The organism is Clostridium gasigenes (genome assembly GCF_017348895.1).
Taxonomy (GTDB): Bacteria; Bacillota; Clostridia; order Clostridiales; family Clostridiaceae; genus Clostridium; species Clostridium gasigenes.
Map to the genome: position 1 here is coordinate 2307146 of NZ_CP071376.1, position 20224 is coordinate 2327369.

Below are 20224 nucleotides of genomic sequence, written 5' to 3' on the forward strand. Positions count from 1 at the left end.
TAAAATGAAAAGACAACAATACTGATTTGCTATTTATTTTGAAGATGACTAAATGGTAAAATTTCTTAGAGTAGGTATAGATAATATAGAAAATCCACTTGTGGATAAGTTGACAGAGAAAATACTATACTATATAATGATGTTAAGTCAAAAATCTGAATAGCAAATTGCGTTTAAGACATAGACTATTTAAGAGTAAATATATTAATGAAAGTTAATATGTTTTGCAAATAACTATGCAACCTGGGGGCGCTTTGGCTTCGACGGGGGCATGATTGGTCTAGTAAGCGAGTAGAGGCACGCATGTCACCTCTTAAATAAAGTATGCAAAAATGTAAACGCAGAAAACAATTTTGCAATAGCAGCTTAATTTAGCCGCTCATCCGCCCAGGCTCCCCATGGCTTGGATCACGGGTGTCATGAAGTGGGAAACGAAGTTTAGCAAAGCTTTGAGCTAAAGGGGTATTTATGAAGCTACTGAAGGGAAGAGCCCGTCTATAGGCGCTCCTGGAGGAAAATTTAAAATGTAGAATACACTCGTAGAAAGCTAGGTTGGTCGGCTTTCGGACATGGGTTCGAAACCCATCGCCTCCACCATGAAACCCACGACAATACTAATATAGTGTTGTCGTGGGTTATTTTAGTTTAAAGATATTTTGAGAAAGGCTTGATATTTATAACACTATGAAAAAGAGTGCATTAAAAAGCAGAAACAGAAAAATATTTTTAGGATTAGCAAAGGCGAACCTTACAATAAAATAAAAATATTTCATGATATTAATAACTAGTTATTAATATGGATTTTTAAAATAATGTTAAGAAAATTTGAAATGGAAAGTTTTATATTAATTTTTATTAGAATAAAATACTTGAAATAGCTAAAGATATATATATGAAATTTATTAAAATACATTTAGTGAATAATTTAGTATAATGATTTCTAAAAGGAGTGGAATTAATAATGCGAAGAAAAGTAAATCGTTTAATAATATTCGTGATACTTATAACACTAACTATGACTAATATAACATATGCACAACTAACAACAAATCGAGAAGCACCCTATGGACCCAAAGTAGAGGAATTAAAAAACAAAGAAGACATTGTTCAAAATTTAGAAGAAATAAAAAGGATAAGAGCAAATTTAACTGTTATAAATATAACTGAGAACTCAACACTTGAAGAATTAAAATCCATCGATAAAGATTTAGAGAACTATATACAACAATTTAATGCTATTAAAAGAAATTTAGAGAATCATAAACTTTCATATAAAGATTCTTTTTCAGATGTATTCTTCTCAGACCAAATTTTATTTGTAGCTGATAGTTTTATTATAAGCGTAAGGCAACAGCAAAACTTGGTAAGAACATTAGAAAACAATAAAGAAGACGCAAAAAAACTATTTTATTCAAGCTATCTAATACCGATATATTATTATCTTACTTTAGGAGATCAAATGATATCTTATATTGAAAACTATTTCGTATTATCATAATCAAATACCTCAAGGGTATAGTTTTTGTGATGGAAAAATAATTTTAGAAACTCAACTGTAATAGATATAAAAGTCTAAAGTATATATAGTATTTTAAAGGACCTCACGAAACGTGAGGTCCTTTTGAAATTAAGTAAATATAAAGTTTAAAATATTATCATCTTGGATAAAAGTATAGAAAAATAAGAAATAATAATTTTAAGTGCTTTAATAGCCATGTATAATAATCTAAGAGATGTTTATTTGCGTGGAATTTCTTTAGGTGGGCAAAAAAAATATTTATGAAGAAACCAATAGTTATGAAATAAGTTATGCGGTTAAAAGGGCCGGGAGAGTATTAAATGATGAAATATTGTAAGCTATATATGATATAGGAAACTGTTTTAGAAAATAATGGATTTTTAAAAACTATATAAGTATAATAAGTATATATGTTCAATTTTACATAATTAAGAAATATTTTTAAGGAGAGGAATTTATGGATATGTTAACTTGTAGTAAAGATAGAATGGAAGATAAGATCACAGCTTTTAGTAAATTTGGAGATACAGGAAAAGGTGGAATCACAAGATTGTCTTTATCAACTGCTGATTTAGATGCAAGGGAAGAGTTTTGCAAAAGGTGTATAGCTCTTGGAATGGATATAAAAACTGATGATATGGCAAATATTTATGCTACGGTTCCAGGAGATGAAAGCTTACCTGCTATTATTATGGGATCTCATATTGATTCTGTTAAACAAGGTGGAAATTATGATGGTATTTTAGGTGTTCTTACTGCTTTAGAAGCAGCAGAAACTATTGTTATAGAAAAAGTAGCTCACAAACATCCAATTACAGTTGTTGTATGGACAAATGAAGAAGGTTCACGTTTTGATCCAGCTATGATGTCATCGGGTGTTATCACAGGAAAATTTAATAAAGATGTTATGTTAGAGTCTAAAGATAGAGAAGGAGTTACTTTTAAGGAAGCATTGGAAGCTAGCGGATATATGGGTGAAGTCGAAAATAGAATGACTGCAGAAAAATATATGGCATTAGTAGAATTACATGTAGAACAAGGACCTGTACTAGAAAATGAGAAAAAAGACATAGGTATACTAGAGGGCGTTTGTGGAATGGTTAATTATGAATTTTCATTTATTGGACAAGCAGATCATGCAGGAACAACACCTATGAAATATAGAAAAGATGCATTATATGCAGCTGTAAAAGTAATTCAATATATTCATGATGAACTTGATAAATTAGATAGTAAGCTTGTATATACAACTGGTAGAATGATTGTTTCTCCTAATATCCATACAGTTATTCCCGATAACGTTAAATTTACTCTTGATGCGAGGCATCAAGATCCAAATGTTATAAAACAAGTAGTAGAGATTATTAAAAAAGTTCCAAGTGAAATTGAAAAATGTGAAACTAGTTATGAAGAATTATGGTCACGTAAAACAGTACAATTCTATCCTGAATTTGTAGATTATGTAGAAAAAAATGCAAAGCAATATGGTTATTCTGCAATGAGAATGTATAGTGGACCAGGACATGATGCCCAGTTCATTACAGATATTATTCCAACTACAATGATTTTTGTTCCAAGTGAAAATGGGCATAGTCATTGTGAAAAGGAATTTACACATCTTGATAACTGCTTAAAAGGTGCAAATGTATTATTACAGACAATTTTAGATATTGATAAAAATTAAGGGGATAGCACCTCTAAGGTCCAGGGAATTATGCTGCGCCACTACTAGAAAGTCCACTATAATACCTAATTGTTATTATAGTGGATTTTTTGTTTAAGAAAATAGTTATTTCTATCAAAATATTGATATTTATAAAGTATGTATATAGAGGTATAATAAATTTAAGAAACTTTAGAAATAGTAATTAGGAAGGTTGGAATTAATATGATAAAACCAGTTATGAAGGATATAGTATTCTTAGGACAGAAGTCAGAAGCTGCAACTAAGGAGGACATATCAGTTATTGATGATTTAGTAGATACCTTAAGGTCAAATCTAGAGCATTGTGTTGGAATGGCTGCTAATATGATAGGTGTTAAAAAACATATAATAGTATTTTGTGTAGGGGATATGATAGTTCCTATGGTTAATCCAGTTATACTAAAGAAAGAAAAAAGCTATGAGACAGAAGAAAGCTGCTTATCTTTAATAGGTTTTAGAAAAACAATGAGATATGAAACAATAGAGGTAGAATATTTTGATAGAAATTTTAAGAAGAATAAAGAGACATTTACTGGATTTACGGCACAAATTATTCAACATGAAGTTGATCATTGTAATGGTATAATAATATAAAAATATATTTTGACTGTAATGATTTGATTCAACTATGGCAATATATTTAAAGTCTAATAAATAATTGCAGAATTATGAAGAATTGTATAGAAGTAAATACTTTGTAGATAAATCTTTAATTATAGAAAGATTAAAAGAAGTTATAGATCTCTGTAAATAAATAATGATGTCAAGTTTAATGAATTAGAAAAATGGTACAATGGATATCTAACAGCAAAGGGAAAAAGAGTATATAATCCGCGTTCGGTAGTTAAAAAACATTCTAGGAGTAGCAATATGTTATGATTCAAAAACAAAGGAGCATAGTTGTAAAATAGAGAAAATTTAAAACCCATCAGAAGCAATGATGGGTTTATTATGTATTTTTACTAATATTTTTTGAAAATAAATTAATTTAAGTTTCTTAACTATTTACCGCTGGCACCATAATTTGATAATACTCTGGCACTAGGATCGGTTACGTCACAGCCTTCCCACTCTTTGTTTGGCATCCAAAAGTCTACTATCATTTCTGATTGTCCTGGATAGTATTTTTCAAAAGTTTCTCTGTATAACAATGATTCTTTTGTGAATGGTTTAGCATGAGATGCATACTTTTCACATAGTTTTTCAAATTCTTCATCAGAATAGCATGCTTCAGCATATTCTTTTAAATAGTCTACCATAGAATGTCCTACAGCATCGCTAAATGCAGCTTTTTCACGATATAAAATATTGTTTGGTAGATAATCACCTTCAAATGCATGTCTTAAAAGGTATTTACCCATGTTATATTTGTTTAATTTCTTTTCAGGATCTATGGACATAACATATTTTACAAAATCTAAATCACCAAATGGTACTCTAGCTTCTAAAGAATTTGAGCTGATACAACGGTCTGCACGAAGTACATCGTACATATGAAGCTCTCTCATTCTCTTTTGGGATTCTTTTTGGAATTCTTCTGCATTTGGAGCAAAATCAGTATATTTATAGCCAAATAATTCATCAGAAATTTCACCAGTTAGAAGCACTTTGACATCAGAAATTTCATGCATTTTCTTGCAAATTAGATACATTGCCATACTCGCTCTTATTGTGGTAATATCGTATGTTCCAAGAAGTTTAATAACTTCATCAAGTGATCCTAGCACGTCTTCTTTTGTCATATAAATAACAGTATGATCACTATGAATGTAATCTGCAACTTCCTTTGCATATTTTAAGTCAATTGCATCTTCAGTCATACCTATGCAAAATGTTTTAATTGGTTTTTGAGGATGTAATTTTTGAGCGACTGCACATACTAATGAGCTGTCTAAACCACCACTTAATAAGAAACCTACAGGAGCATCAGCATCCATACGTTTTTCTATAGCAGCTACCAATTTATCATGAATTTTAGTGCAAATAACATCTAAGTCATCTTGGCAATATTCACCCTCTGTTGCTGCGATATCACAATAGCATATAAATTTCCCGTCAGCATAATAATGTCCTGGTGGAAATGCTATAATTTTGTCTGTAAGCCCAACTAAATTTTTCGCTTCACTTGCAAATATGATTTTACCAGATTCAGAGTAGCCGTAGAATAATGGACGGATACCAATTGGATCTCTTGCTGCAATGAAACTGTCCTTTTTTCCATCGTAGATAACAGTTGCGTATTCTGCATCTAATTTTGAAAACATATCTAGTCCATATTCATGATACATTGGAAGTAATACTTCACAATCACTATCAGAAATAAACTTATGTCCCTTTTTTGTTAGTTCTTTTTTGATTTCACGGAAACCGTAAATTTCACCGTTACAGATGGATGCATCTGTATTTCTTGTAAATGGCTGCATTCCGCTGAAACTTAAATCCATAATAGAAAGTCTTTGGAATCCCAAAATACCAGATGGTAAAGTTAGGATCTCTGTCATATCTGGTCCTCTCGACTCGGTTCTTTGTAATGCCTCAGCAAATTTTTCGTGTTTCATGTCTGTTCCTGTATAACTCATAATTGTACACATGTTTATAGTCCCCCTTAGTTTATAAAATTGGTAAAAAAAAAAGCCCTTCATCCTATGAAAATAGGACGAAAGACTTATACTTCCGCGGTACCACCTAAATTAGCTTAAAAAGCTCTCTCTAATCAGTACGGAATTAATATAAATGAATTCTATACTGTCCAAGCTGTAACGGGCTGGCTCCGTCCAAGACTACTCTTAATAAATTTCGTTTGGAAGCTCCGGGAAGTTTTTCATTATTTGTTTCGTATCAGTCTCTCACCATCACTGATTCGCTTTGACTACCTCTAAATAATTACTCGTCCCTTCAATGCTTTTGATTTGTTTTATTTTACTTCGTTTTTTATTATTCGTCAATAGGTTTATAAAAAAAAATTAAAAATAAAATTCAGTTTAAGAAAAAAGATCTAGGAGTAAATAAAACTCCTAGATCTTTTTTGTGAATTAATTTAAGTCTATTTTCAATCTAAGAGTTGTAGTGAAAATAGTAATTATCTAGAGTCTCATTATTGTAACTAACTCACTAACATATAAAAACACTGCTTTTATTTTTCAAAAATTTCATTGTAATAGCAAACTATGGCAGCGTCTAAAATAGCATTAAATTTAATATTAAAATCATCTTCATTTGCCTTAATTTGATAAAGTTTTTTCATTGTAGTCTTTTTCAATTTATAAGTACGGCTTATTTCGTACTCATTTTTTATTGACACACTATTTTCTAAATTATTATTTTCCATTTGTAAAAACCTCCAGTTATTATGTGGTCTACCATATGTAGACCCATTGTATTTATTTAAAGATAATTTATTTTTTGTTATAAATTGCCCTCACTTAAATATATGCAGTAAAGTAACTTTTTAAAAAAATAAACAAATTATTTATATATGCTTTAAATTTAGGAATCTATAAAATACCTGTTCCAAAAATTCACATAGGGGTGATCCATAAATACATATAGGCTGTTCCATAAATAGATATAAGGTATTCCATAAATAGATATAGGGTGTTCCATAAACGTTAAAGTAAGTAATACAAGCTAATAATACAATTTAATAATACAAGTTAAGATAGATTAGATATATTGTCTCGAAGACAAAAAAAGGTAAATTTAAAAGTAAATAAAACATATTAGAAAATGATATTAGATATTAAGAAAAGAAACAATAAGTGGAAAAATCAACAAATAAAAATAAATCTAAAAATATTTTCAAAAAGTTATGTTACTGCATATATTAAAAGTAAGGGGAACAAATATAAAAAAAAAAGGGTGGAGTGATTTTTATGGATAGAGCATTTAAGGGAGTTTGGATACCTGCTAAGGTTTGGTTAGATAAAGGGTTAACACTTACAGAAAAAGTGTTTTTAGTTGAGATATCATCATTAGATGGAATAAATGGATGTTATGCAGGAAATGCTCATTTTATGACATTCAGTGGTTTAAGCAAGGGTAGATGCTCTGGAGTAATTAAAACTTTAAAGACTAAGGGATACATAAATATAAAAATGATTTATAAGAATGATAATAAAACAGTAGAACGCAGAATTATAAAAGTTAACGAAGATAAATTTGTCGGAAAAGCAAAGGGTGAAAACATCGAAAACATCGAAAACATCGAAAACATCGAAAACATCGAAAACATCGAAAACATCGAAATAGGACAAGCTCCTTTAATAAATGATAGTGATAAAGCTGTAGAGGAGAATAAACAAAATAGTTTTAGTAATGAGGAAGCTAAGGCCGGTAATGATAATAGGAATAGTGGTAGTGAAAAGCCTATGTTTCATTATGTAATTGAGTATTTAAATATCAGGTGTGGAACAAATTATAAGGTGACAACAGTTAAGAATCAAAAGCTAATAAATGCAAGGATTAAGGAAGGTTATGGCTTAGAGGATTTCCAAAATATAATTAGTGCAAAGGCTAATGAGTGGTTAGACAGTAATATGAAAAAGTATTTGAGACCAGAAACCTTATTTGGGACAAAGTTTGAAGGGTATGTAAATGAATTTAATATGAATATGAAATCTTGTGTAATTAATAACAACTTGGAATCTACAGCTGGTAATTTTAATGGATATAGAGATAATTCAAGTTCTAATTTATATAAAAATAATAATAATGGGAAAGGGGGACAAGCATATGGAGGGAAATTTAAAGATGCTAGAAATAATAGAACGAATCAGGGAAATGGAGAGGAAGAACAAGCAAGCAGATGGAGCCAAGGAAGCAACACGAGTAACAGATCACTTACAGCAGAGGAAAGAGAATGGGCAGAGCGAGAACTTTTCTAAACGTTGTAAATTATGTGATGATACTAGTTGGATTGAGGTTAGAGTAGATAAAAGAACTTGTGCTTATAGATGTGAATGTTACACAAAAAGCCAAAGTAATAAAAATGATGGTTGGAAGGAAGCTGGACTTACTTTAGAAAGTAGCAAATTAAATTTCAAAAATTTTGAACCTTGGAACCCTAAAATTTTAGATATGAAGGATATGGCGACAAAGTATTATCAAGCTTTTGACAAAATTAAAAACACTAGACAAAATTCAATAATACTTTGTGGAAACTCAGGCTGTGGGAAAACTCATTTATGTATAGCAATAGCAAATAATTTAATGAAAAAGAAGAAAAAGGTTATTTATATGCCTTATAGAGATGTGATTATATGTATAAAGCAAAATATGTTAGATGCAGAAGCTTATAGCATTACATTAAATAAATATAAAAAAGTAGAGGTTTTGCTAATAGATGATTTGTTTAAAGGTCAAATAACTAAATCTGATGTAAACATAATGTTTGAAATTATTAATTATAGATATATGAACAATCTTCCAATGATAATTTCAACAGAGCTTACAATAAAGAAGCTTATAGATATTGATGAAGCAGTTGCAAGTAGGATTTATGAAATGATTAAAGATTATACAGTAGAAATTTTAGGGATGGAAAATAATTATCGATTTAAAGATATCTAATTAAAAGGTTAAGACAATCTTGATATGAACATTAATAGGAACATTAATAGGATATGTAAGTAAGGTTATATGGATATGAACATACTATGAAGTTGATAAAATTCCAATTTATCTAGGAGATTAGATAGAATTTTATTTTTAGAATTTACTATGTTATTTAAAAATTGAATAATCGTATATTTACAAAATATGTTATAATAAATATACAATAGTAAATTATTATGCAATAAAAATTATTGATATTTTGTTAAAGGAGTTTTATTGATGAGATATATGAAAAAACTACCTTCTACGAATAAAGAGTTGAGTAACAAACTAGTATCAGAAGGGTGGTCAAAACTGAAAGAACCATCTAATTTAGGCATAGCAACTTTACTTTCAGTACCTTTTATGCTTATAAATGTAGCTAGTTCTATTGCTATTGCATTTTATTTATATCCTCCTTTGAAGGAACTTTTGAATAACAAACAAGGATTTAGTATTTCTATAACAGTAAACTTATTTACACTGATATATGTTGTTATAATTTTACTATTCATGGCACTACATGAAATTCTACATGCTTGTTTTATACCTAATGTATTAAAATCAGATAAAACATATTGGGGTATTAATATGTTTTGCGGATTTATTTTCACTACCGAAAAGATTAAAAAGGATAGATTTTTAATTATTTCTATTATGCCATTAATTATGTTATCACTTATATTACCTTTTATTCTTAATATTTCAGGTTGGCTAAATGGTTATACTATTTTACTCTGTTTAATAAATGCAGGGGGGTCATGTGTCGATTGTCTAAATATGTATTTAGTAGCAATTCAAGTTCCCAAGGGTTCATATATTTTTAATAATGGAGTTGAAACATATTTTAAGTAACTTAGGATTATGATGAACATAATCCTTGATAATTCATAATTTCGTACTTTGGTTCCCTAGTTACTAAGACTGTTCACCCTTTTTCCATTTGCTATAATCATAAATTGATTGAAATAGGCCTATTACTAATCCTATTACGGGTACTACTCGGTTCATAAATATGCTATCTCCAATCCAAAATATAAAACCCATTAATATTATAGCCCAAGGCCACATCCACAAGTCCCTAATAAATCTTCTTCTATAACTTAAGTTCCAATAAATTGATTCAGAACCTTTATCTACTTTTTTACTCAACCCAAATTCAGCTCCCTTAATGAAATGTATCGTGAGATTGTGAATATACATTATTTTAATTATCTAATAAGTCTACTCTGTCAATTGAGTCTATACGCATAATTTTTGTTTTAGTAAGACCTTTCTTATCAGTAAAAGTAAACTTAATCCATTCATCATCAACATCTAATATAGTACATTCGATTTCCTTACTCGAAGTAATTGCTAAATATTCCCTAGTTATTAGTTTACATTTACTATTTATAAGTTTAGATAATATCTTAGACATAGAGTTTTCTCCTTTCATATTTCTTTCAATATTTTTCAATTTAGTTTCCAGCTTTTTAATTTTAGCTGGATAGGATGAATAACATAAAATAAGCCCTAAGGCAATAAGTCCAACCCACTCCAAAACAATTCCCCCTTCTCATTCAAATCAAGTGCTAAATATATCATTATATATAATACTGGTTTACTATCTTTTCAAAGACATATGATTTATCTCCATTTTAGTTGCCGGAATCAAATGTATTTTATTGTAATTATACCATATATAGTATTTAGATAGATAAACATTTAGTAATTCAAATAAACTGAATATATATATAAAGCTTACTAGCGTGAAATGCCTAGTAAGCAAAATGTTGGGAGGGGATTTGAGATTTTTAATAAATTGAATTTTGGAAAATACAGATTTTTTAGACTCTCTATTATTTATTAAGTTGTTTAATACATAATATTTGGATATACTTATATATAAGAATACTCAAGCTATTGGGTATAATTAAGGATGTGGTTTAGTTGGAGTTAACACCGTTAATTAATAATGCTTTAAGAAAATATGACTTTATTTCTGCTACATTTATTTTTGGAAGTTATGGAAAAGAAACTTTTAATAATGATAGTGATATTGACATTGCAATTTTACTTAAAAGAAATATAAGCTATATGGAACTTTTAAGTATTGAAGAAAAGCTTGAAGAAGAAATAGGATATAAGATAGATTTAAATTCACTTAGGGATTTACCAGAACATATTCAACTTGAAATAATTATTAGAAATGAATGCTTATTTATTTCTGATGATGTGGATTATGAAAAATATTTAGATGAACTTAACTTTTGGTATAAAACAGAATATCCATTTTGGATAAAAATGATGACTGAGAGGGGAATGGCGTAGTAGTGTTAATTAATAAAGTTAGATTAAGAGATTTAAAAGGTTATTTGGAATAAAATTGTAAATTGTGGTATTATAATATTAAGTAAGTAACTAAAAATTCTATTTAACTGATAGAAAAACATAAAGTTATGAAAGGAGTTGATGTACGATGGTACATTTAGTTTATTGTGATAATACTGGTAAAAAAGGCGAGAAAATTATAGATAAAATATTAGTAGGTTCAAAAACAATGGTTGCAAGAGGTGCAGCAGCAAGAAAAATACCTCATAGCCGTGTTAAAAATGGAGAAACTCTTTATTTTATGGAAAAAGGAAGTGCTAAGATTACTGCTTTTGCCACTGTCAATAATGTGCAAAATTATGTTAAACTTTCAGGAGAGGAAATAATAAAGATATTAGAAGAAAATCAATCTAAATTAAATCTTTCTGAAAAGCAAAAAATGCGGTGGTATAAAAAATGTCTTTGTCTAGTGGAGTTTTCTGATGTAAAAGAAATGGAACCTCTAGATTTTGATCATCAATCGAATATGGATGATTGGTTGATTATTGAAAAAATTGAAGATGTAGTTGTTGGTACAAGTATCCCATATAACTATGATAAATCAAAATTTTAGGAGAGAAGTATATGGCGATGTGGAATCCGTGGCGTGGATGCCATAAATATAGCGAGGGATGTAAATTTTGTTATATTCATAAAGGCGATGTTAAAAAAAAAATTGTTACAGATAATATCATTAAGACTAACAATTTTTATGCACCAATTCAAAAGGATAAAAAAGATAAATACATTATCAAATCTGGGCAAATAGTGTATTTATGTTTCTCTACTGATTTTTTGATTGAAGAAGCGGATGCTTGGAGAGATGAATGCTGGGCTATGATAAAAGAACGTCAAGATTTACATTTCTTATTTTTAACTAAAAGAATTGAACGATTGGCAGAATGTTTACCCTATGATTGGGATTTAGGATATGATAACGTAACAGTTGGATGTACAATAGAAAATCAAAAGCGTGCAGATGAAAGATTATCCTTATTTTCTGATTTACCAATAAAACATAGAAATATCATTTGCCAGCCACTTATCGAAAAAATAAATATAGAAAAGTATCTAGATAATGTTGAATTGGTAGTGGTTGGTGGTGAATCAGATAAAAATGCTAGACATATTGACTATGATTGGGTCTTATCTATACGAGAGCAATGCATAAGAAAAAATGTGCATTTTGAGTTTAGGCAATGTGGAACACATTTTATTAAGGATGGTAAAGAATATACACTGAGAGTTAAAGAATTAAGTAGTCAAGCCAAAAAAGCCAATATTAACTATTAAAATATAATATTATAAATTGTGGAGAATAATCTTAGGATAAGATAAATAAAAACTCAGCATTGCTGAGTTTTTTTGTTTGATACTAATTCAATTAGATTATATCTAAAAATCAACACTATATTTAAAAACCGCCTAAAGAATTAATTATTTATGATATAATTATTCAAAGAATAAATATATGACATATTAAAATAAATGATTAATATAGCGATGGTTATTTTATATAAATTAGGACAATAATTAAATCGTGGGGTGAATGTAAATTTATGAAGAAAAGATTTAATACTACAGGGATTTGTGTAGAGAGAAAACATTATATGGTAGATATAAGCGATAAGATTATGGAAATAAAAGAACTTATAGATAATGAATTTTATTTTACTATAAATAAGCCAAGACAATATGGTAAAACTACAACTTTAAATGAACTATATAACTTATTAAAAGATGAATATTTAGTTATAAACATTAGTTTTGAAGGTATGGGTGATAGTGCTTTTCAAAGTGAGATAGAATTTTCAAATAAATTCCTGAAAGTAATAGCTAAATCTTTAAAATTTGAAAGTAATGAAGATTATAAAAGGCTTTTAAAACTAAGTGAAGATGTTAATGACCTAGAAGAAATATCAGAGGTTATAACTAATTTTATAGAAGGAGCCTCAAAAGATGTTATTTTACTAATAGATGAAGTAGATAAAAGTTCAAATAATCAATTGTTTTTAAGTTTTATAGGAATGCTTAGGAATAAGTATTTATCTAGAGAAGCAGATAGGGATATTACTTTTAAATCAGTTATATTAGTTGGATTATATGATGTAAAGAGTTTAAAGTTGAAATTAAGAAAAGAAGAAGAAGCAAAGTTTAATTCACCTTGGAATATAGCTATAGATTTTGATGTTGATATGAGTTTTTCGCCAAAGGAAATAGCTACTATGTTAGATGATTATTCTAAATACAATAATGTAACTATGGACATGGATGCAATTAGTGAAGAAATATATTTCTATACAGGGGGATATCCCTATTTAGTAAGTAGACTTTGTCAAATTATAGATGAAAAAATAAATAAGGATAACATAAAACCTTGGACTCGAGAAGATGTGAAAAAAGCTGTTAAAATTATTAACGAAGAATCTAATACCTTATTTGAAAGTATAGTTAAAAATTTAGAGAATAATAGCGAACTTTATGGGTTAACCAAAAGGGTTTTAATAGATGGTGAACAGGTAGTATTCAATAGATTAGATCCTGTAATAAGCATAGGTCTGACTTATGGTATATTTGAAAAAGGTGAAGATGGATTAGAAATAAGTAATAAAATATTTGAAGAAATAATTTATAGTTATATGATATCAAAAATAAGAACATCTACTAAAAATATGAGTTTGTATAATACTAAATCAAGCTTTATAAAAGAAAATGGAGAACTTAATATAGAAAAAGTTCTTAAAAGGTTTCAGCAATTTATGAAGGAACAATACTCAGCTAAGGATGAGAAGTTTATAGAAACTCATGGAAGGTTATTATTTTTAGCATTTATAAAACCAATAATAAATGGAACTGGATTTGATTTTAAAGAAGTTCAAATATCAGAAGAGAAAAGATTAGATTTAGTAATTACCTATAATAACTTTAGATATATAATTGAAATGAAAATATGGAGAGGAGCTAAACTTCATGAAGAGGGATTAAAACAACTTTGTGATTATTTAGATATACATAGTTTAACCCATGGATATCTACTAATTTTCAACTTTAATTCGAATAAGGAATTTAAAGAGGAAAGAGTAGAAATTGAGGGCACGGATATTTTCGAAGTTTATGTATAATATGTAGTAATACGTAGGCATAGCCAAATAAATAATAGACCAGTATTATTCACAATTTATAAAAGGCCCAATTCAATTTACACTTTTGAAGTGTAGTGGATTGGGTCTTTATTATAGAGAAAGTAAAATAGTTTATTAATTAATATTTTAGTAATAACTTACCTTTAAAATAAAAGCATAAAGAATAATTTAAAGGGGTGCAGATATATGAAGAAAAGAAAAATAGGTCTTATTGTAGTAGCTATTACTATTTTAACTATGGTGATAGGTGGATGCAGTAAAGAAAAGATCGTTATAGTAGATACCAATGTACAAGATAGTAAAAATATTGGAGTAAATATTAGTGAGGAAACTATTAATTTAAAAACGGATGATAACACAGATTATTTACCTAGATATTTTGATGGAGATAAAATATGTGGAACCGTTAGACTTTCATCAGGTGGAATTATAGAAAATGGAACGGAGGAATATCCTATATTAGGGATAATGAAGAAGGATATATATACTTTAGAAAGTGATGGATCTATCAAAGTAACAGACAGAGAACCTATGTTTTATAATTGGGGAATAACAGAAAGTAAAGGAATAGTTGTAGATGATATTAATGCTATGATTGAAAGTGATAATAGTAATGATATTTATTACTATGATGATAAAATAGGTGAAAAAAGAAAACTAGGAAAGACCTATTCTTTGGATAATGAAGAATCTATAGGAAGACGTGAAGGTGAAACACAAATGATAGAAGGGCAATCAGAGTTTGCGTACACTATGCTAAATGAAAGAGAATGTGAGGTAAGAGAAAGTAAAATGAGTGGAGAAGGTAAAATTAGCGGAGAAGATAAACTTTTAAATCTACAAATTTTAGGCGTAAACAATGGTGAAAAGTATGAGTATAAGGGCACTGGTATTTTACCAATAGGTGATATTGTTTATAGTAAAATTACAGATAAGTTTTATGCTATAGATGTGAAGGGAAAACTATATAATGTTGAAATGAAAGATAATGAAACTAAATTTATTGAAGTAGATAACATAGATATTAAATGGCTAGATAGTATAAATGAAGGTTCAGTTTCAGTCAATAATAATGGTGAAATACTTATATTTAATAAACTAGATTATGGGCAAGTCTTAACTATTATATATAACCCTAAAACTAAGAAAACTGCTTATATAAATAAGGGTGATGAGGAAAACACAAGAATATTAAAGTATTTCACAGAAGAAAATAAAGTTATACTTGGGAAAAAAACTAGTGATAATAGAAATGAAATATATGTAGGTGAATTAAAAGATAAGTATATAAAAATATATACAAAGTTAGATGTAGATAAAGATGAAGAAGAGTACCCAGGATTTGATACTGCTATAATGAGTGATGATGGAAAGAAGATGCTAGTATCACAACGTATTTCTAAACCAGTATATGAAATGAAGCCAGATAAAAGATATGTATATAAGATACTTACATTTAATTAAATAATAGAAGATGGCATAATAAACGACTATTAATTTACTTGTTTATTATGCCATGAGTAGAGAGGTAAATATGGATAAGAGGATATTAATAGTAGAAGATGAAATTGCAATAAATGATATTTTATCAAGAGCTTTGAAAAAAGAAGGTTATATAATTAAATCGGCTTACAATGGGGAAGATGCACTTGATTATGTGGATACTTTTAAACCTCATTTAACTCTTTTAGATGTTATGCTTCCAGACATTACAGGCTTTGATGTTGCAAGTAAAATAAGTAAAAAAACTTATGTAATTATGGTAACTGCAAAAGATGATATAAGTGATAAACTTAAAGGGGCAGATCTTGGAGCAGATGATTATATAACTAAGCCTTTTGATATAAGAGAAGTTAAAATGCGTGTAAAAATGGTTTTAAGAAGGGAAAATAAAATTAGTGAAGAAGATACAACTTTAATAATAGATGAAGAGACTAGAACTGTAATTAATAATTCTATAAATATTAATCTTAAAAGAAAGGAATTTGATCTGCTTTATTTTTTATATTCCAATAAAAATAGGGTATTTACAAGAGATGAACTTTTAAATAAAGTTTGGGGAATGGATTTCTTTGGTGATGATAGAACTGTAGATGTTCATATTAGAAGGATAAGAGAAAAACTAGGTGAAAATAGAGAAGACTCTATAATCAAAACAATTTTTGGTGTAGGGTATGTAATGAGGTAGATTATGAAAACAACTATAAAAGGGAAACTTGTATTATCTATTGCTTTAGTAATTTCAATTTCTATGATAATTGGATTATCAGCAATATATTATATTATTGATAATAAAGAAGAGAAGTATATAAAACAGGATATAAAATCAATAGGAGATTTTGCTACTAATTATATTTATTCATCAAAAGTAGTTGGCGATAATAAAAATATTTATAGAACAGTTAATGATATAAGTGAAATATTTAATATATATGCATTTATAAATACAAATGATGATGTAGCCTTTAATGGGGAATCATATGTTAGCAAAGATATTGAAGATTTCAAGGTGAATCAGGATAAAACTGTTTCAAAATTAAAGTTATACGGTAAAGATCAGCTTTGGACAGGCACCTTATATCAACCTATTTATATAGATGGAGAATTTTATGGAGAATTAATTTTGCAAAAAGATTATTCGGAAATACATAAATTAAACAAAGGTATATTAATAGGAATAGGTACAATACTTGGAGTAATGATAGTAGTTTTAATTGTAATTGTATATTTAATAATAAAAAATACAACTAAGCCACTTGAAGAATTAAGCATAGCTATGAAACTTTTTGGAAGAGGAGAAAAAGTACTAGCTTTAGAAGTTAAGTCTGAAGATGAAATAGGAGAGGTAACCTTAGAATTTAATAATATGAAAAATAGTATATCTAAATTACAAGATACATCTAAGGAGTTTTTTAGTAATGCAACTCATGAACTAAAAACACCTTTAACAGTTATAAAAGGTTATACACAATTACTTAAGGAAGAAGAGTTTGAAAATAAGGATATAAATTTTATGTTAGATAATATAGAAAATGAAGCTATTAAAATGAGTAATCTTATTCAAAAGCTTCTAAGTTTATCAAAAAACAATATAGTCTTAAACACCCAAAAGGAAACTATAAAAATTAATGATATAGTAGAGGATTTAATAAATTTGTTTAAGGTTATTATTGAAGAGAAACAATATATAATAAACTTTGAGGCAGAGGATGTTTGTATAACAGCGGTAAAAGAAGATATAGTAAATTTAATTTCTAATTTATTGGATAATGCATTTAAATATTGCCAAGGACAAGATATAAATATAAAGCTTACTAAAAGACAATTAATAATATCTAATAAGTGTGGATATATAAAAGAAGAAATTAAAGATAGCTTGCTGGAGCCATTTATAAAAGGAAATACAGAGAAGCATAAAAATAGCACAGGGCTGGGATTATATTTATGCAAAAATATATGTGCGAATAATGAGTTCAAACTAACTTATAACATAGATGAAGATATAATATCATTTAGAGTAGATTTTTTATAATTTGCTATCAATAGGCGTAATTTAGGAAAATTAATTTTCATAGGTAAAATATTATGTTTAATAGTTGATATGCTTGGAGCTTATTATACAAAAGACGTTGATAGTAAGATGATTTTTGAAAATCTGAAATTAAGTAATAGTGAAAGTTATTTAGACCATTTAAATAAGAATCAGCCTCAATATTAGATAGTTTAATAAAAGTACCTAGAAGTAAGATTCTAGGTACTTTTGTTGCATAATGGTAAGAAATCTAATCAAATTTTAAATAATTTAAATGAATCCTATAAGATAATTAATTCATGCAATATAAATACAATATTAAATATACCTATGCTTTTTTATTTTTTGCAAAAGACAAAATTATAATTGTAATTATAATGAATATTGTTCCTAACAATTGTGGCATATCCAAAGGAACATGTAACCATAATACAGATAAAAAAGATGCAGATAAGGGTTCAACAGAAGATAGTACGCTTGCTTCTGTTGGTTGTATATATTTTAAGCTTTCCAAGTAACAACAAAAAGCAATGAGAGTTCCAAATAACACTACAAACATAACAGCAAATATTGAAGTAACAGACCATTGACCTGTAAAGTTCCAAGGCGGATGGATAAAACTAAAAGCTATTCCACCAATAAGCATCCCCCATCCAACTACAACTGTAGAATTATAGTTAGCAAGAAGATAACGAGGTTTCAATGTGTAAAAAGCTGCTGTAAAAGCCGAACCAATTCCCCAAAATAATGCTAACTTAGAAATAGATAGGGTATGAATACTGCCTTTGGTAATGATAAGAAATGTACCAAACATCGCCAATGCAATAGCTATGATTTCTTGTAAACTTGGGATTTTTTTGTTGCGAATAATTAAATAACAAGTAATTATAACCGGTGATAAATATTGAAGTATAGTGGCTGTTGCAGCATTTCCATATTTAATAGAAGCAAAATATGTATACTGTACACCTAACGTCCCTATAATACCAAAAATTATAAGACTCCAGCGACTATGTTTAGACTTCCATATTTTCCAGATATCTTGATCGCCTTTAATAAAAGCATATAATAATAAAATTAGACCTGATACTAATAGACGAATATCAACAAGCCATTCTGTACTAAATCCTTTTTTCTGAAACAAGAATTGAGCAACAGTACCAGATATTCCCCATAACATGGCTCCTATAATTACAAGCATTATTCCTTTTATCCTTGGTTGAAATTTCACTATATTTTCACTCCTTTTCTTCGTAATTATCCTAAATAAATCTTTCTACAATAATGACTAGTATAATATTATAGTTCATTGCAAATATATTGATTTATTCAAATAGACCTGTAATAATAATAATAATATTATTATTAATTTATAACAATTAATATATTATCCAAAATTAAAACTATATTAGCGAGATGATAAAAATGCAGGTAGCAAAAATAGAAGTAGATGACAATTTACAAGAGACAACAAAGCACGGTTCGTATGATTTACCAATAGCAATATATACGGATAATTTTAATCTGTTTGAAGATGGGCATATCAGATTGCATTGGCATAACGAATTACAGTTTTCATATTCACTTTGTGAAAAGGTATGCTTTTTTATTGAAGGTCAAAAAATAATATTAGAGCCAGGCGAAGGAATTATGATTAATTCAAATGTTCTGCATCAAATTAAGCCATATAACAATAATAATTGCATGATGTTTTCCATTGTCTTTGACCCAATTTTAATAGGTGGTACTCAACAGTCACGTATTGAAAAAAAATATATAAATCCAATCTTGAAAAGTAGTAATTTGAGATTTATATATTTAAAACCGGATATTCAATGGCAAAAAAATATCTTAAAGTATTTAAAAGAAATCTTTATACTGTCTAATCAAAAAGCCTATGGGTACGAACTGGAAATGAGGAATTGTCTGAGTAGCCTTTGGCTAAATTTATTGCGAGAAGTGAAAGAAGAAGTTAAGGACTCTATATCTGTAGTTTCACATGATGAAGAACGTGTAAAATCAGCACTACAGTATATACACAAATATTATGCAGAGAATATTTTATTGGATAATATTGCGATGTCGGTAAATATTAGTAAAAGTGAATGCTGTCGAAGTTTTAAGAGGATTTTAAAAGTGACACCTTTTGAATACTTAATGGAATATAGAATTTCAAAAGCATCAAGAGAACTTTTGAAAAGCAAAGAGTCTATTTCTAATATCGCTTTTGATGTAGGCTTTAATGGAACAAGCTATTTTGGAAAAATATTTAAAAAATACATGAATTGTACACCTTCTGAATATAGAATTAAATATAAACAATATGATATAGTTTAATAAAGATTATTTATATAATCTATTATTAAAAGATATTACAGTAG

Annotated in this window: 19 protein-coding genes, 1 other RNA gene and 1 other annotated feature; of the genes, 15 read left to right on the top strand and 5 right to left on the bottom strand. The window is 28.1% G+C overall.

The features are described from left to right. The first annotated feature begins 245 nt into the window (after positions 1–245). The 4 genes from ssrA to J1C67_RS10820 all read left to right on the top strand — a co-directional run bounded on the left by ssrA (position 246) and on the right by J1C67_RS10820 (position 3818). Positions 246–597: a transfer-messenger RNA gene (ssrA, locus tag J1C67_RS10805) on the top strand. Positions 598–961: 364 nt separating this feature from the next. Continuing rightward, positions 962–1498: a hypothetical protein gene (locus J1C67_RS10810; protein WP_167866799.1), complete on the top strand. Its 537-nt coding sequence runs from the start codon at positions 962–964 to the stop codon at positions 1496–1498. A gap of 484 nt (positions 1499–1982) precedes the next feature. After that, complete coding sequence (locus J1C67_RS10815) at positions 1983–3203, top strand: Zn-dependent hydrolase (protein ID WP_167866852.1); 1221 nt, start codon at positions 1983–1985, stop codon at positions 3201–3203. A 204-nt stretch (positions 3204–3407) separates the two neighbouring features. Next, positions 3408–3818, top strand: a complete 411-nt coding sequence (locus tag J1C67_RS10820) for a peptide deformylase (RefSeq protein ID WP_167866800.1) — start codon at positions 3408–3410, stop codon at positions 3816–3818. 407 nt (positions 3819–4225) lie between these two features. Here the strand turns inward: J1C67_RS10820 and asnB are convergent, their stop codons facing one another. Both asnB and J1C67_RS10830 read right to left on the bottom strand, forming a co-directional pair. After that, positions 4226–5815, bottom strand: a complete 1590-nt coding sequence (gene asnB, locus J1C67_RS10825; protein WP_167866801.1) for an asparagine synthase B — start codon at positions 5813–5815, stop codon at positions 4226–4228. Positions 5816–5873: 58 nt separating this feature from the next. After that, positions 5874–6132: a binding site (T-box leader), on the bottom strand. A 225-nt stretch (positions 6133–6357) separates the two neighbouring features. After that, on the bottom strand, positions 6358–6552 hold the full coding sequence (locus J1C67_RS10830; protein ID WP_089973442.1) for a hypothetical protein: 195 nt from the start codon (positions 6550–6552) through the stop codon (positions 6358–6360). Positions 6553–7096: 544 nt separating this feature from the next. Between J1C67_RS10830 and J1C67_RS19450 the strand changes: the two genes are divergently transcribed. From J1C67_RS19450 to J1C67_RS10840, 3 genes are all read left to right on the top strand, one after another. After that, a complete protein-coding gene (locus tag J1C67_RS19450) occupies positions 7097–8107 on the top strand; it encodes a conserved phage C-terminal domain-containing protein (RefSeq protein ID WP_243176797.1) in 1011 nt (336 codons plus the stop codon). Continuing rightward, complete coding sequence (locus J1C67_RS10835; RefSeq protein WP_243176799.1) at positions 8004–8792, top strand: ATP-binding protein; 789 nt, start codon at positions 8004–8006, stop codon at positions 8790–8792. Before J1C67_RS19450 ends, J1C67_RS10835 begins: the two co-directional genes overlap by 104 nt. 264 nt (positions 8793–9056) lie before the next feature. Then, positions 9057–9671: a DUF3267 domain-containing protein gene (locus tag J1C67_RS10840; protein WP_167866803.1), complete on the top strand. Its 615-nt coding sequence runs from the start codon at positions 9057–9059 to the stop codon at positions 9669–9671. Between the two features lie 63 nt (positions 9672–9734). Here J1C67_RS10840 and J1C67_RS10845 read toward each other — a convergent pair whose 3' ends face one another. Both J1C67_RS10845 and J1C67_RS10850 read right to left on the bottom strand, forming a co-directional pair. Then, positions 9735–9968 carry a hypothetical protein gene (locus J1C67_RS10845; RefSeq protein ID WP_243176801.1) on the bottom strand — a complete coding sequence of 78 codons (234 nt, stop codon included), beginning with the start codon at positions 9966–9968 and terminating at the stop codon, positions 9735–9737. 55 nt (positions 9969–10023) lie between these two features. Next, positions 10024–10359 carry a hypothetical protein gene (locus J1C67_RS10850; protein WP_167866805.1) on the bottom strand — a complete coding sequence of 112 codons (336 nt, stop codon included), beginning with the start codon at positions 10357–10359 and terminating at the stop codon, positions 10024–10026. Between the two features lie 389 nt (positions 10360–10748). Here J1C67_RS10850 and mntA point away from each other — a divergent pair, with 389 nt between their 5' ends. From mntA to J1C67_RS10885, 7 genes are all read left to right on the top strand, one after another. Beyond that, the gene (gene mntA / locus J1C67_RS10855) at positions 10749–11129 is read left to right on the top strand and encodes a type VII toxin-antitoxin system MntA family adenylyltransferase antitoxin (RefSeq protein ID WP_167866806.1); all 381 of its coding nucleotides are present in this window, start codon (positions 10749–10751) and stop codon (positions 11127–11129) included. Between the two features lie 148 nt (positions 11130–11277). Continuing rightward, positions 11278–11742, top strand: a complete 465-nt coding sequence (locus J1C67_RS10860; RefSeq protein WP_167866807.1) for a hypothetical protein — start codon at positions 11278–11280, stop codon at positions 11740–11742. 11 nt (positions 11743–11753) lie between these two features. Continuing rightward, on the top strand, positions 11754–12461 hold the full coding sequence (locus tag J1C67_RS10865) for a DUF5131 family protein (protein WP_167866808.1): 708 nt from the start codon (positions 11754–11756) through the stop codon (positions 12459–12461). A gap of 266 nt (positions 12462–12727) precedes the next feature. After that, positions 12728–14290 carry a GxxExxY protein gene (locus tag J1C67_RS10870; RefSeq protein WP_167866809.1) on the top strand — a complete coding sequence of 521 codons (1563 nt, stop codon included), beginning with the start codon at positions 12728–12730 and terminating at the stop codon, positions 14288–14290. Between the two features lie 207 nt (positions 14291–14497). Continuing rightward, positions 14498–15775 (top strand): hypothetical protein, encoded by a 1278-nt coding sequence (locus J1C67_RS10875; RefSeq protein ID WP_167866810.1) that lies wholly within the window; start codon positions 14498–14500, stop codon positions 15773–15775. A 70-nt stretch (positions 15776–15845) separates the two neighbouring features. Beyond that, positions 15846–16499 (top strand): response regulator transcription factor, encoded by a 654-nt coding sequence (locus tag J1C67_RS10880; RefSeq protein WP_167866811.1) that lies wholly within the window; start codon positions 15846–15848, stop codon positions 16497–16499. A gap of 3 nt (positions 16500–16502) precedes the next feature. Next, positions 16503–17843, top strand: a complete 1341-nt coding sequence (locus J1C67_RS10885; RefSeq protein ID WP_167866812.1) for a HAMP domain-containing sensor histidine kinase — start codon at positions 16503–16505, stop codon at positions 17841–17843. A gap of 328 nt (positions 17844–18171) precedes the next feature. On the opposite strand, the gene J1C67_RS10890 is transcribed toward J1C67_RS10885, so the two are convergent. Then, on the bottom strand, positions 18172–19074 hold the full coding sequence (locus tag J1C67_RS10890) for a DMT family transporter (RefSeq protein WP_167866813.1): 903 nt from the start codon (positions 19072–19074) through the stop codon (positions 18172–18174). Positions 19075–19268: 194 nt separating this feature from the next. Between J1C67_RS10890 and J1C67_RS10895 the strand changes: the two genes are divergently transcribed. Continuing rightward, on the top strand, positions 19269–20180 hold the full coding sequence (locus J1C67_RS10895) for an AraC family transcriptional regulator (RefSeq protein ID WP_167866814.1): 912 nt from the start codon (positions 19269–19271) through the stop codon (positions 20178–20180). Positions 20181–20224: the final 44 nt, after the last annotated feature.